Origin of the sequence: Streptomyces lacrimifluminis (assembly GCF_014646095.1) — a bacterium.
Lineage (GTDB): Bacteria > Actinomycetota > Actinomycetes > Streptomycetales > Streptomycetaceae > Streptomyces > Streptomyces lacrimifluminis.
The window spans coordinates 186174-198903 of the sequence record NZ_BMMU01000016.1; the positions used below are offsets into that span (position 1 = coordinate 186174).

The 12730-nt window shown below is 69.5% G+C and carries 9 protein-coding genes and 1 tRNA gene; 2 read left to right on the forward strand and 8 right to left on the reverse strand.

Annotated features, from left to right (window positions below):
- Positions 1 to 40: 40 nt before the first annotated feature.
- Positions 41 to 1999 (forward strand): serine/threonine-protein kinase, encoded by a 1959-nt coding sequence (locus IEY89_RS23805; protein WP_189149497.1) that lies wholly within the window; start codon positions 41 to 43, stop codon positions 1997 to 1999.
- A 39-nt stretch (positions 2000 to 2038) separates the two neighbouring features.
- Here IEY89_RS23805 and IEY89_RS23810 read toward each other — a convergent pair whose 3' ends face one another.
- Complete coding sequence (locus IEY89_RS23810; RefSeq protein WP_229695388.1) at positions 2039 to 3385, reverse strand: hypothetical protein; 1347 nt, start codon at positions 3383 to 3385, stop codon at positions 2039 to 2041.
- Positions 3386 to 3679: 294 nt separating this feature from the next.
- Positions 3680 to 3808, reverse strand: coding sequence for a DLW-39 family protein (locus IEY89_RS40880; RefSeq protein WP_003999697.1), 129 nt, complete (start codon positions 3806 to 3808; stop codon positions 3680 to 3682).
- 349 nt (positions 3809 to 4157) lie between these two features.
- Between IEY89_RS40880 and IEY89_RS23820 the strand changes: the two genes are divergently transcribed.
- Entirely contained in the window at positions 4158 to 4499 is a 342-nt protein-coding gene (locus IEY89_RS23820; protein ID WP_189149498.1) for a DUF6344 domain-containing protein, read from the forward strand.
- 142 nt (positions 4500 to 4641) lie between these two features.
- Here IEY89_RS23820 and IEY89_RS23825 read toward each other — a convergent pair.
- From IEY89_RS23825 to recF, 6 genes are all read right to left on the reverse strand, one after another.
- Positions 4642 to 4715 (reverse strand) — tRNA-Ile (locus IEY89_RS23825).
- A 166-nt stretch (positions 4716 to 4881) separates the two neighbouring features.
- Positions 4882 to 5787 carry a DUF3566 domain-containing protein gene (locus IEY89_RS23830; RefSeq protein ID WP_189149499.1) on the reverse strand — a complete coding sequence of 302 codons (906 nt, stop codon included), beginning with the start codon at positions 5785 to 5787 and terminating at the stop codon, positions 4882 to 4884.
- An 18-nt stretch (positions 5788 to 5805) separates the two neighbouring features.
- A complete protein-coding gene (gene gyrA / locus IEY89_RS23835; RefSeq protein ID WP_189149500.1) occupies positions 5806 to 8412 on the reverse strand; it encodes a DNA gyrase subunit A in 2607 nt (868 codons plus the stop codon).
- A gap of 42 nt (positions 8413 to 8454) precedes the next feature.
- Positions 8455 to 10539, reverse strand: a complete 2085-nt coding sequence (gyrB, locus tag IEY89_RS23840) for a DNA topoisomerase (ATP-hydrolyzing) subunit B (protein WP_189149501.1) — start codon at positions 10537 to 10539, stop codon at positions 8455 to 8457.
- 383 nt (positions 10540 to 10922) lie between these two features.
- Positions 10923 to 11483, reverse strand: a complete 561-nt coding sequence (locus IEY89_RS23845) for a DciA family protein (RefSeq protein ID WP_189149502.1) — start codon at positions 11481 to 11483, stop codon at positions 10923 to 10925.
- Positions 11480 to 12601, reverse strand: a complete 1122-nt coding sequence (gene recF, locus IEY89_RS23850) for a DNA replication/repair protein RecF (RefSeq protein ID WP_189149503.1) — start codon at positions 12599 to 12601, stop codon at positions 11480 to 11482. Before recF ends, IEY89_RS23845 begins: the two co-directional genes overlap by 4 nt.
- Between the last annotated feature and the right edge of the window lie 129 nt (positions 12602 to 12730).

Here is a 12730-nt window from a genome sequence, read left to right on the forward strand (position 1 = left end):
CCGACGGAGCGGTGATCCGAAGGGGGATCGACGCAGAGCCATGGGTGAGGTCTTCGCCGGCCGGTACGAGCTGGCCGACCCGATCGGGCGCGGGGGAGTCGGCGCGGTCTGGCGCGCCTGGGACCACCGCCGCCGCCGGTACGTGGCCGCCAAGGTCCTGCAGCAGAGCGACGCCCACTCGCTGCTGCGCTTCGTCCGTGAACAGGCGCTGCGGATCGACCACCCGCATGTCCTCGCCCCGGCCAGCTGGGCCGCCGACGACGACAAGGTCCTGTTCACCATGGATCTGGTCGCCGGAGGCTCGCTCGTCCACCTGATCGCGGACTACGGCCCCCTGCCGCCCGCGTTCGTCTGCACCCTCATCGACCAGCTCCTCTCGGGCCTCGCCGCCGTGCACGCGGAAGGGGTCGTCCACCGGGACATCAAGCCCGCCAACGTGCTGCTCGAAGCGACCGGTACGGGCCGCCCCCGGCTGCGGCTGTCCGACTTCGGGATAGCGATGCGGCTGGGTGAGCCGCGGCTGACGGAGACCGACTACGTGGTGGGGACGCCCGGTTACTTCGCCCCCGAGCAGATGCTGGGCGCCGACCCGGACTTCCCTTCCGACCTGTTCGCCGTGGGCCTGGTCGCGCTCTACCTCCTGGAGGGCGCCAAGCCGGACTCCAAGGCCCTCATCGAGTACTTCGCGGCGCACGGCACGCCCGGTGCCCCCAAGGGCATACCCGAGCCGCTCTGGCAGGTCGTGGCCACGCTGCTGCAGCCGGACCCGCAGGCGCGGTTCCGCACCGCCACGGGCGCGCGCAAGGCCCTCGCCCAGGCCGCCGAACTCCTGCCCGAGCCCGGCCCCGACGACGAGCTGATCGAGATCTTCGACCAACTCGGCCCGCTCCCGAAGGGCTTCGCCGCGACCGGCCCCCTCAAACCGTCCCCCGGAGTGACCACGAGCGGCGCGCGTGCCGGCACGGCAACGGGCAGGACGGACACCGGCACCGGACGCGTCGAGCCGGACGGCACCCACACCGGCATGGATACCGGCCCAGGAGCAGCCCGCCGCTACGACCCGTACCGCGGACCGAAGTCGGGCGGCACGCCGACCGGCCCGGCGACCGGCGGCACACGCACGGGACCGGGACCCAGGCCGATGCCGGGTCCGTTGCCCGGCCCGATGCCGGATCCCGTGCCGGCACCGGGAACCGTCTCCCCGCCCTCCGGACCAGGCACGGGTCCCGTACCCGCAAGGCCGGTCAAGGACCCCACGCCCTCGAACACCGGTTTCGGCGCCGAGCAGCCCTGGCCGTCTTCCGGTGCCGCCCCGATCTGGCCCGGAGCCGACTCCGTACCGGGTGGGCCCTCGCGGCCGGACGGCACCGGCGCTTCCGAACAGGGACCGCAGGCGTCACCGGCTCCGCCGACGTACCCGGCTCACCCCGCTCAGCGCAACAGCGCCCCTGCCCAGCCGGACGCCCCGCCACCGCGCCCCCCTCATCCCCCGGCAGTGGTGCCGCCCCAGCCGTCCGCCATGTCGGACACGGGCAGCTTCCATCTGCCTCCTCCCCACGTCACCGTCCCTTCCGGACCGCCGCAGCACGGGCAGTCCCACCAACGGCCGGCGCAGCCCTCCACTCCCCCCACGGCTGTCCCGCTGCCGGCGCCGGGAGCGGCCCACGTACTCCCGCCCTTCGAAGTGCCGTCCTTCGGGACCCAGCCCTTCGAGCCCGCGCACGCGGCCTCCCTCCAGCCGCCCGCGCCCCGGACCGCCACCCAGACCCCGACCGTGACCGCGACCCCCACTCCGACGCTGCGGCAGGACACGTACGGCTCATCCTCTTCGTACGCCGCTCGGTCCCCGCAGGTCGCGCTCTCCCCGCAGGCAGTTCCGCAGCACCGCGGCCGACGCCGCCAGCGTCGCCCCGGTCCGCCCGCGAAGGTGGCGATACCGGTCCTGTTCCTCGCCCTGGCCTGCTACGCCGTGGGTTTCTGGGCCCTGTTCCGTATCTGAGCCAGGGCCTGTCGAGCGGATCAGGCCCGAGGACAGGCGCTAGGCGCGACCGGCCCGCCGCCGGGCGACCACCGTCCACAGCCCCAGCCCCAGCCCCAACAGACTCCCCGCCCCGATGCCGCTCACCGCGACCACCCGCATCGCGGCGTCGTCGCCCGCGCCGCTCGCGTCCGCCGGCTCGGCTCCCGTGCCGTCCGCCACCCCGCCGGACATCCACCCGCCGGCCGCCTCCCGGTCCTGTTCCGTGACCGCGAACGTGTCCCGGGGCACGGACTCCCCCAGATACCCGGGAGCGTCCTGCGCCGTACCGCCCACCTGCACCCGGAGCGTCAGCCCGTACGGCCCCGCGCCGAATCGTTCCGCCACCTGCTCGGCGAGATGGACGACGAGGTAGTACGAGCCGGCGAACCGCATCCCGCCCATCGGGTCGCCGACGCCGTAGCGGTTGGCGTAGGCGACGGGTGGCAGCGGATCGAGGGCACCCGAGGTCTGACTGCCGTCATAGACGAGGCCCTCGTCGTCGACGTGCCCGCGCGCGGGGTTGTAGAGGGACATGACGAGCCCGCTGCTGACGTACCCTCCGCCGCCGGTCGAACCGCCGCTGGAACTGCCCAGTTCGGCTACCGCGTGGAGCTGCTGCCCCCAGTCGACCGGCACCCGGTAGAACCGTGTCCGGCCGGGCGTGATGTCGTCCTGCCAGACTCCCTGCCCCACCGGGGTGGCCGTGGCGAAGCCCGCGCCGCCCTCGCGGCGGACGGCGTCGCCGGTGAGCGGGTCGGGGGAGGCGGAGTCCCAGGACTCGGGGGACTCGGGCGCGGTCGTCGCCACCTTGTCCACGAGGCCCGGCTCCGACACGTACGTCAGCTCCAGGTCCCAGTCGTCCGAGGCCGAGCCCGCCGAGTCGATGCGGTCCACGACGACGTAGTACGTACCTGCTCCCTGACACGCCGTCGTCTCGCCGCCGGTCGCGCGCGACGCCCAGGCGGCGACCGGATGCGGGCTGCGGGAGGCCCCGAAGCGTGTGCTGTCGTAGGAGCAGGAACGGGCGTCGGCGTCCTGCACGGCCACCTTGACGCCGTCGGAGGAGGACACCGCCGTGCCCTGCCGCGGGACTGCGGTGGCGGAGACGTACGCGTTCGAGGTGGCGTCGAGCGCGAGGCGGAAGTAGAGCCGTCCGTTGACCGGGAGGGTGCTGCGGTAGGTCCCGCCGGGCTCCAGCCCCACGGCGTCCGTGGTGCTCTCGGCCCCTTCGACGGTCTGGGCGCCCTCGGCGAAGTCGTACGTGTACGCATCCGGCGCGGCGACCGCCCTGGAACCGGCCCCCGTCCCCGCCACAGCGCACAGCAGCGCCGCCACGACCGCGCCCCGTACCGTGCGCCGCCCCATCACGCGCCACCCCTCGTCATGCATGCCCCGCCGTGCCCGTACCGTCCAGCGTTGCGGCCACAGCCGGGCACCATCTCTGCCCGGACCGTCGCCCATCCTGCCCCGCCGGCCGTCCCGGCACGCCCACAATTCGCACGAGCGCCCGAAACGCGCCACCCATAGGCACTCGATTTGCCTCAGCAATCGCTTCGTTCACGACGGCGAATCCCCCACCGTCCCCCGACGCGACCCCGGACAACACAAAACCCCGACCGCGTCGGCGGCCGGGGTCTGTTCACAGACTGCTGTCGATACTCACGAACCCGTGGGCACGGAGTCGGTCGCCTCCGTCCACAGATCCTGCTCGGCGCGATCCGCCTGGATCTGGCGGTACACGAGGAGCCCGCCGATGGCGGCCAGTGCGACCAGGAGAAGCTTCTTCACCGCGCGACCTCGTCTTTCCTTGACGTAGGGGACCTCTGGCGCCCGACTATACCCTCCGGCCGAGACCGATCGGTTATCTGCGCGGGCCCTCAACTCCCGCCCGGCACACAGCAGTAGAAGCGGATGACACCGCTCCGATCGGAGGGTGATCACATCTCCACGTACCGTGACTTTTCGTCCCGTTAGGCCCGATTTCCTTACTTCTTCTCCAGTTTTCGCCCTCATTGCACCCATCCGAGTGGTGTTCATCGGAAGATCGACGCGCCACGGGCGTCGGTCCACCACTTCGCAGCCTCCGTACACATCATGAGGAAAGTACGCAAATCGCCCAACCCGAAAGTGAGGGGCCATGGCCCAGAACAAGGTCGCGAAGCTGTGGACCGTCGTCGTCACCGCCTTCCTGGCGCTGTGCACGACGCTCGGCCTGATCACGACGACCGCCAGCGCGGCGGTAGCCGAGAGCCACCCGTCGCGCAACTGCACCGCCCCCGCGGTGGCACCCCCCACAGCCGCCTGGGCCTGGTCCTACGCCCGGTCCCTGCCCCCCACGATGAAGCAGCGCATCCGAGCCGAGGCCCACGGCTCCTCCCCGAGCTGCCGCCACCGCTCACCCGCGGACACGGACGCGGACACGGAAGCCGGCCAGGAGACCGCCGACGGCGCAGAGACGGCGGCACAGCCGCAATCCTGACCCCGCTCGCGTGACTCCCCCCGCGTGACCCTCGTGTGATCCCCCTCCCATGTAGCGGCGAACTTGCGTACAAAGCCACACGGAGAAGCACCAGGACAGACGAAAGAACCCCAACCATCACTGGTTGGGGTTCTTTTCACTGTGGGGCTAACAGGATTTGAACCTGTGGCCTCATCCTTATCAGGGATGCGCTCTAACCAACTGAGCTATAGCCCCGCCGCGCTCTGCGGTGTATGTCCCGCGCGCTGACCTCTGAAGATTAGCGCACGACGCGGCCAGTCCCAAAATCGATAGTCAGACGGCAGCCGGGCGACGTTCGAGAGCGTCCCTCACCCGCGTCTCACCTGCACTTCACCCGCACTTCACCGGCTCACTCGTCAGTTCACTCGTCCTCGGCGAGCGTCAGCTCGACGCCGCCGACGAAGCCCGCGGAGAGGTTGTAGATGAACGCGCCGAGCGTCGCCAGCGCCGTCGCGAGGACGACGTCGATGACCGCGATGACCGACGTGAACATCAGGACGTGCGGGAGCGACAGGAAGGACTGGAGGTCGAAGCCGTTCGACTCGTTCGACCCCGTGGCCTCCGAGATCGTGCCGCCGACCGTCGAGAAGACGCCCATCGCGTCCATGACCATCCACAGGACCACCGCCGCCACGATCGTGCAGATGCCCAGCGCGATCGACAGCAGGAAGCTGACCTTCATCACCGACCACGGGTCGGCCTTGGACACGCGCAGACGTGCCTTGCGTGTCCGGGGCAGGGTGCTCGCCCCCGTCCGCGGGCGCCGTACGGCCCCCGCCTGAGCCTGAACCGGTGCCTGAACCGGGCCCGCAGGGCCGGCCGGAGCCGCCGACGGGTAGGCCTGCGGCGGGTGGTAGGGCCCCGCGGGCTGCTGCGGCTGCCGCTCGCCGGGCAACGGCGACTGCTGCTGCGGCGCCGCGGCGCGCTGCGCGGCGGACTCCGCCACCGGCAGGGCACCCGGGGCACCTTGTGCTGCCGCGCCCGCGCCTGCCCCGTACTGCTGGGTCTGCGGACCTCTGGCGTCCGTCACGGTTCCCCCCTGGGATCCCTGGGATCCATGTGTGTCGGGCGAGCGCTTGCCGGTCGTACGCGGCTTGATCGCCTGCAGGTTGGTCGTGTGCGGATCTGTCGCACTGTGCGCGTCCCTCGCACCCTGCTGCGCATCGGTCGCCCGCGCGGCGGAGCCACGACCGCCGCCGTCTTTGCCCGTACCGGTCGAGGGACCGGACGAACTGCCGGACGAACCGGCGCCCGTGGCTCCGCTCACGATGACTCACTCCTCGCGCTACTCCGACGAGGACTGATCGCCCTCGTCCGTGCCGATGGTCGCGGTACCCTCGGCCGACTCGTCAACGGCGTCCTCGCCGTCGACCGCCTCGGCCTCGCTTCCCGCCTCGGCGTTTCGTGCGATGCCTACCACGGCATCGCGCTTGCCCAGGTTGATCAGTTGGACGCCCATGGTGTCACGGCCCGTCTCCCTGACCTCATTGACCCGCGTACGAATCACACCGCCCGAGAGCGTGATGGCGAGGATCTCGTCGGTCTCCTCGACCACCAGCGCACCGACGAGAGAACCGCGGTCCTCGACGATCTTGGCAGCCTTGATACCGAGGCCGCCACGACCCTGGACGCGGTACTCGTCGACGTTGGTCCGCTTCGCATACCCGCCGTCGGTAGCAGTGAACACGAACGTACCGGGTCGAACAACATTCATCGAGAGCAGCTGGTCTCCCTCACGGAAACTCATGCCCTTGACACCCGAGGTGGCCCGGCCCATCGGACGCAGTGCGTCGTCCGTCGCCGTGAACCTGATCGACTGTGCCTTCCTGCTGATCAGAAGCAGATCATCCTCTGCCGAAACGAGTTCGGCTCCGATCAGTTCGTCGTCGGAACCGTCCTCCGTCTCACGGAGGTTGATCGCGATGACACCGCCGGAACGCGGAGAATCGTAATCCTTCAGAGGCGTCTTCTTCACCAGACCGCCCTTGGTGGCCAGCACCAGATAGGGCGCCGCCTCGTAGTCGCGGATCGCGAGGATCTCCGCGATCGCCTCGTCCGGCTGGAAGGCCAGCAGGTTGGCGACGTGCTGTCCACGCGCGTCACGCCCGGCGTCCGGCAGCTCGTACGCCTTCGCGCGGTAGACCCGGCCCTTGTTGGTGAAGAACAGCAGCCAGTGGTGCGTGGTCGACACGAAGAAGTGGTCGACGATGTCGTCTTCCTTGAGCTTCGTGCCGCGTACGCCCTTGCCGCCGCGCTTCTGCGAGCGGTAGTCCTCGGTCTTGGTGCGCTTGACGTAGCCACCGCGCGAGATGGTGACGACGATGTCCTCTTCGGCGATCAGGTCCTCGATGGACATGTCGCCGTCGAACGGGACCAGCTTGGAGCGGCGGTCGTCGCCGAACTTCTCGACGATCGCGGCGAGTTCCTCGCTGATGATGCCCCGCTGACGCACGGGCGAGGCGAGGATCGCGTTGTACTCACGGATCTTCGCCTGCAGCTCGTCGTGCTCGGCGACGATCTTCTGGCGCTCCAGGGCGGCCAGGCGGCGCAGCTGCATCTCCAGGATCGCGTTGGCCTGGATCTCGTCGATCTCCAGGAGGCCCATCAGGCCCTCGCGCGCGATCTCTACGGTGTCACTGCGCCGGATCAGCGCGATGACCTCGTCGATGGCGTCCAGGGCCTTCAGCAGGCCACGCAGGATGTGCGCGCGCTCCTCGGCCTTGCGCAGCCTGAACCGCGTACGCCGGACGATGACCTCGATCTGGTGCGTCACCCAGTGCCGGATGAACGCGTCCAGGGACAGGGTCCTCGGTACGCCGTCCACCAGCGCCAGCATGTTCGCGCCGAAGTTGGTCTGCAGGTCGGTGTGCTTGTAGAGGTTGTTCAGCACGACCTTGGCGACCGCGTCCCGCTTCAGGACGATGACCAGACGCTGGCCCGTACGGGACGACGTCTCGTCGCGGACGTCCGCGATGCCGCCGATCTTGCCGTCCTTCACCAGGTCGGCGATCTTCTGCGCAAGGTTGTCCGGGTTGACCTGGTAGGGGAGTTCGGTGACCACCAGGCACTGGCGGTTCTGGATCTCCTCGACGTCGACGACCGCGCGCATCGTGATGGAGCCACGGCCGGTGCGGTACGCCTCCTCGATGCCCTTGCGGCCCACCACCAGGGCACCGCTGGGGAAGTCGGGGCCCTTGATGCGCTCGATCAGGGCGTCGAGCAGCTCCTCGTGGGAGGCCTCGGGGTTCTCCAGGTACCACTGAGCGCCGGACGCGACCTCGCGGAGGTTGTGCGGCGGGATGTTGGTCGCCATACCGACCGCGATGCCCGCCGAGCCGTTGATCAGCAGGTTCGGGAAGCGCGCCGGCAGAACCGTCGGCTCCTGGTTGCGGCCGTCGTAGTTGTCCGTGAAGTCGACCGTGTCCTCGTCGATGTCACGGACCATCTCCATGGACAGCGGCTTCAGCTTGCACTCGGTGTACCGCATGGCGGCGGCCGGGTCGTTGCCCGGGGAACCGAAGTTGCCGTTGGAGTCCACCAGCGGCATCCGCATCGACCACGGCTGCGCGAGGCGGACCAGCGCGTCGTAGATCGAGGAGTCGCCGTGCGGGTGGTAGGTGCCCATGACGTCGCCGACGACGCGGGCGCACTTGTAGAAGCCCTTCTCGGGCCGGTAGCCGCCGTCGTACATGGCGTACAGGACGCGGCGGTGAACGGGCTTGAGACCGTCCCGTACGTCGGGCAGCGCGCGCGACACGATGACGGACATCGCGTAGTCGAGGTACGAGCGCTGCATCTCGGTCTCGAGCCCGACGGGCTCGACACGCAGAGTGATCTGGCCCTCTTCGGGCGCGTTCGGACCTGTGGGGGAAAGAGGTGTCTCGTCGGTCATTGCTGGTGAAGATCCTTTCTGGTGCGGTCAGCTGAGACCGACTCAGATGTCGAGGAAGCGGACGTCCTTGGCGTTGCGCTGGATGAACGCGCGGCGCGCCTCGACGTCCTCGCCCATCAGGACCGAGAACAGGTCGTCGGCCTGCGCGGCGTCGTCGAGCGTGACCTGGCCGAGGACCCGGTGCTCCTGGTCCATCGTCGTGATGCGCAGCTCCTCGGCGTTCATCTCACCGAGGCCCTTGAAGCGCTGGACCGAGTCGTCCCGGGTGCGCTTGCCGTTCTGCCGGCCGTGCTCGATGAGCGCGTCGCGCTCGCGGTCCGAGTACGCGTACTCGAAGTCGTCCCGGCCCCACTTGATCTTGTACAGCGGAGGACGGGAGAGGAACACGTGTCCGGCCTCGACCAGCGGGCGCATGAAGCGGAACAGGAAGGTCAGCAACAGGGTGTTGATGTGCTGGCCGTCGACGTCGGCGTCCGCCATCAGGATGATCTTGTGATAGCGCAGCTTCGCGATGTCGAAGTCCTCGTGCACCCCGGTACCGAACGCGGAGATCAGCGCCTGGATCTCCTGGTTCTGCAGGATCTTGTCGATCCGCGCCTTCTCGACGTTGAGGATCTTGCCGCGGATCGGGAGGATCGCCTGGTACTGCGGGTTGCGGCCGGACTTGGCCGAACCGCCGGCGGAGTCACCCTCGACGATGAAGATCTCGCACTTGATGGGGTCGTTCGACTGGCAGTCGGACAGCTTGCCCGGCAGCGACGCCGTCTCCAGCAGACCCTTGCGGCGGGTGAGGTCACGGGCCTTGCGGGCCGCCACGCGCGCGGTGGCCGCCTGGATGCCCTTGCGGATGATGTCCGTGGCCTCGACCGGATTGCGGTCCAGCCAGTCGTTGAGGTGCTCGTAGACCGCCTTCTGTACGAAGGTCTTCGCCTCCGTGTTGCCCAGCTTGGTCTTGGTCTGGCCCTCGAACTGGGGCTCGCTGAGCTTGACCGAGATGATCGCGGTCAGACCCTCGCGGATGTCGTCACCCGTGAGGTTGTCGTCCTTCTCGCGGAGCAGCTTCTTGTCGCGCGCGTACTTGTTGATCAGCGAGGTCAGCGCGGCCCGGAAGCCCTCCTCGTGCGTACCGCCCTCGTGCGTGTGGATGATGTTGGCGAAGGAGTACACACCCTCGGTGTAACCGCTGTTCCACTGCATCGCGACCTCGAGGGACAGGCTCTTCTCCCTGTCCTCCGCCTCCAGGTCGATGACGGTCGGGTGCACCGCGTCTCCCTTACGGGAGTTGAGGTACGTCACGTAGTCGACGATGCCGCCCTCGTAGTGGTACGAGACGGTCCTGACCTCGTCCTTCTCGTCGGCACCCGCCTCGTCGGCACCGGCCGTCGCCTTCGCCACCTCGCGCTCGTCGGTGAGTTTGATCGTCAAACCCTTGTTGAGGAACGCCATCTCCTGGAAGCGCCGCGAGAGCGTCTCGAAGGAGTACTCGGTGGTCTCGAAGATGTCGGCGTCGGCCCAGAAGGTGACCGACGTGCCGGTCTCGCTCGTGGCCTCGTGCTGCGCGAGCGGAGCCGTCGGGACGCCCAGCTTGTAGTCCTGCGTCCAGCGGTGGCCGTCGGTCTTGACCTCGACGGCGACCCTGCTGGACAGGGCGTTCACGACGGAGACACCGACGCCGTGCAGACCGCCGGAGACCGCGTAGCCGCCGCCGCCGAACTTGCCGCCCGCGTGCAGCACGGTCAGCACGACCTCAAGGGCCGGTTTGCCCTCCGACGGGACGATGCCCACCGGGATGCCTCGGCCGTTGTCGATGACGCGCACGCCACCGTCGGCGAGGATCGTCACATCGATGGTGTCGGCGTGACCGGCCAGCGCCTCGTCGACGGAGTTGTCGACGACCTCCTGCACCAGGTGGTGCAGACCACGCTCACCGGTCGAACCGATGTACATGCCGGGTCGCTTGCGGACCGCGTCCAGACCCTCGAGGACGGTGATGGCGCTGGCGTCGTACGAGGCGGTGACCTCGTCGTTCATGGAGGTCGCCTCGACGTTCGCGCCGGCGTCGGTGGACGGGATGTTCTCGTTGGGGTTGCCGGAATCGGCCACGAAGCGCCCTTTCTGGCACAGCACAAGCCGAACTCCTGGGCCCCCTCTGGAGGGTGGCCGGAGCGGCTGCGGCATGTTGCGTTGGTAAGCCTTAGTCAGCGGTGCACACCATTTCCCGGTGGTCCCCTCCAATGGGGCGGGATTAGCTCCCAGTCTACCGGTAGCGCCGACAGTGATGGGGGTTTGCCGGTACCTGAGTCCGCATGTGCCGCCCTCAACCGGTCTCTCCCGAGTCCCCATATACGGAGCGGGGCTCCAAGAGGCTTGGAGAGGCACTCAGCGCTTCCGGGTGTCAACCCTTGGCTACCGGGGAGTCAGGTCGGGATTCGCACATGCGCGCACGGCCGTCGGCGGGCCCCCGCCAGGCATTTCATGTGACACAGCTCACCCTGAGTGAGTGATGGGGCTCACCCGTAGGTGTCCCCGGGACCTTTGCTCCCGGGCGCCCGCAACGGGCCGAAACGGCGGGCCGGACCCTGAGGGCCGAGCACCTTGATCAGCCGGACCCGGCCCTGCCCCAGGTCCTCGTTCAACCGTGCGACCAGCTGCGGCGCGAGCAGCCGCACGTTCGTCGCCCACGCCGTCGAGTCGCAGCGCACGGTCAGCACCCGCTCGTCCTCGTCGTACGACTCCGGCTCGCAGTGATTGGCCAGGTCCTCGCCAACGATCTGCGGCCAACGGCCCATCACCCCGCCCACCGCCGCCGGCGCCTCCCACCCGCGCTCCGTCACCAACCGGTTGATCGCCGCACCGAGCGCCATGGGGTCCCGGCCGTCACGACCCGAACCGGAACGCAGACCACCCCCGCGCCGCGCCTGCTTCTTCTGCTGGGCCGCGTCCCCACGCGCGCGTGCCGCCTCTTTCGCCGCCCTGAGTGCCACCCGCGCGAGATCCACCCCGGAGGGTTCAGGGGTCGGCTTGGGGGACTCCTCCGGGATCTGCCCGGACGCGGGCCGGTCGGCCGTCATACGCGCTCCACCACCCCGTCCGACACCGAGTACCGCGCCCCCGCCAGCACATGCGGTACGTCGTCGTCGACCGCGGCCGTCACCAGCACCTGCTCACCGGGCGCCACCAGCTCGGCCAGCCGCTCCCGGCGCCGGGTGTCCAGCTCCGCGAACACGTCGTCGAGGACGAGCACCGGCTCGTTGCCCTCGGCCCGGAGCAGGTCGTACGAGGCCAGCCGCAGCGCCAGCGCGTACGACCACGACTCCCCGTGGGACGCGTACCCCTTGGCCGGCAGCGAGCCGAGTTTGAGATGCAGGTCGTCCCGATGCGGTCCCACGAGGGTGACACCCCGCTCGATCTCCTGCTTGCGTACCTCGGCCAGGGCCCCCATCAGCTGCTCGTACAGCTCCTCACGCGCGTGTGCCTCACCCGGCGCCGACGGCTTGTACTCCAGGGCGAGCGGGCCGCCGCCGGGCGCCAGCTGCTCGTACGCCTTGTCGGCCAGCGGCTGGATCGCGGCGATCAGGTCGAGCCGCTGGGCCAGCAACTCGGCCCCCACGCGCGCGAGATGCTGGTCCCACACGTCGAGCGTCGACAGGTCCATCGTGCGACCGCCGTGCCGCCGGGCCAGCGCCGCCGACTTCAGGAGCGTGTTGCGCTGCTTGAGGACCCGGTCGTAGTCGGAACGCACGCCCGCCATGCGCGGGGAGCGCAGGGTGATCAGCTCGTCGAGGAACCGCCGCCGCTCACCCGGGTCGCCCTTCACCAGGGCCAGGTCCTCCGGCGCGAACAGCACCGTCCGTACGATCCCCAGGACGTCACGGGGTCTGACCTGCGACGACCGGTTGATGCGGGCACGGTTCGCGCGGCCGGGGTTCAGCTCCAGCTCGACCAGCTGCTGCCGCTCGCCCTGCTTGACCTGCGCCCGGATGATCGCCCGGTCGGCGCCCATACGAACCAGGGGCGCGTCCGAGGAGACCCGGTGACTGCCCAGCGTGGCGAGATAGCCGACCGCCTCCACGAGGTTGGTCTTGCCCTGACCGTTGGGGCCGACGAACGCGGTGACGCCCGGTTCGAGCGGGACCTCGACCCCGGCGTACGAGCGGAAGTCGGCCAGCGACAGATGCGTGACGTGCATGGTCGTTCGCCGACCTCCCCCGGACTTGTGGACCGCTGGGCGGCCCTGTGGACTACTTCGACTCGACCGCGTGGCCGCCGAACTGGTTGCGCAGCGCCGCGATCATCTTCATCTGCGGGGAGTCGTCCT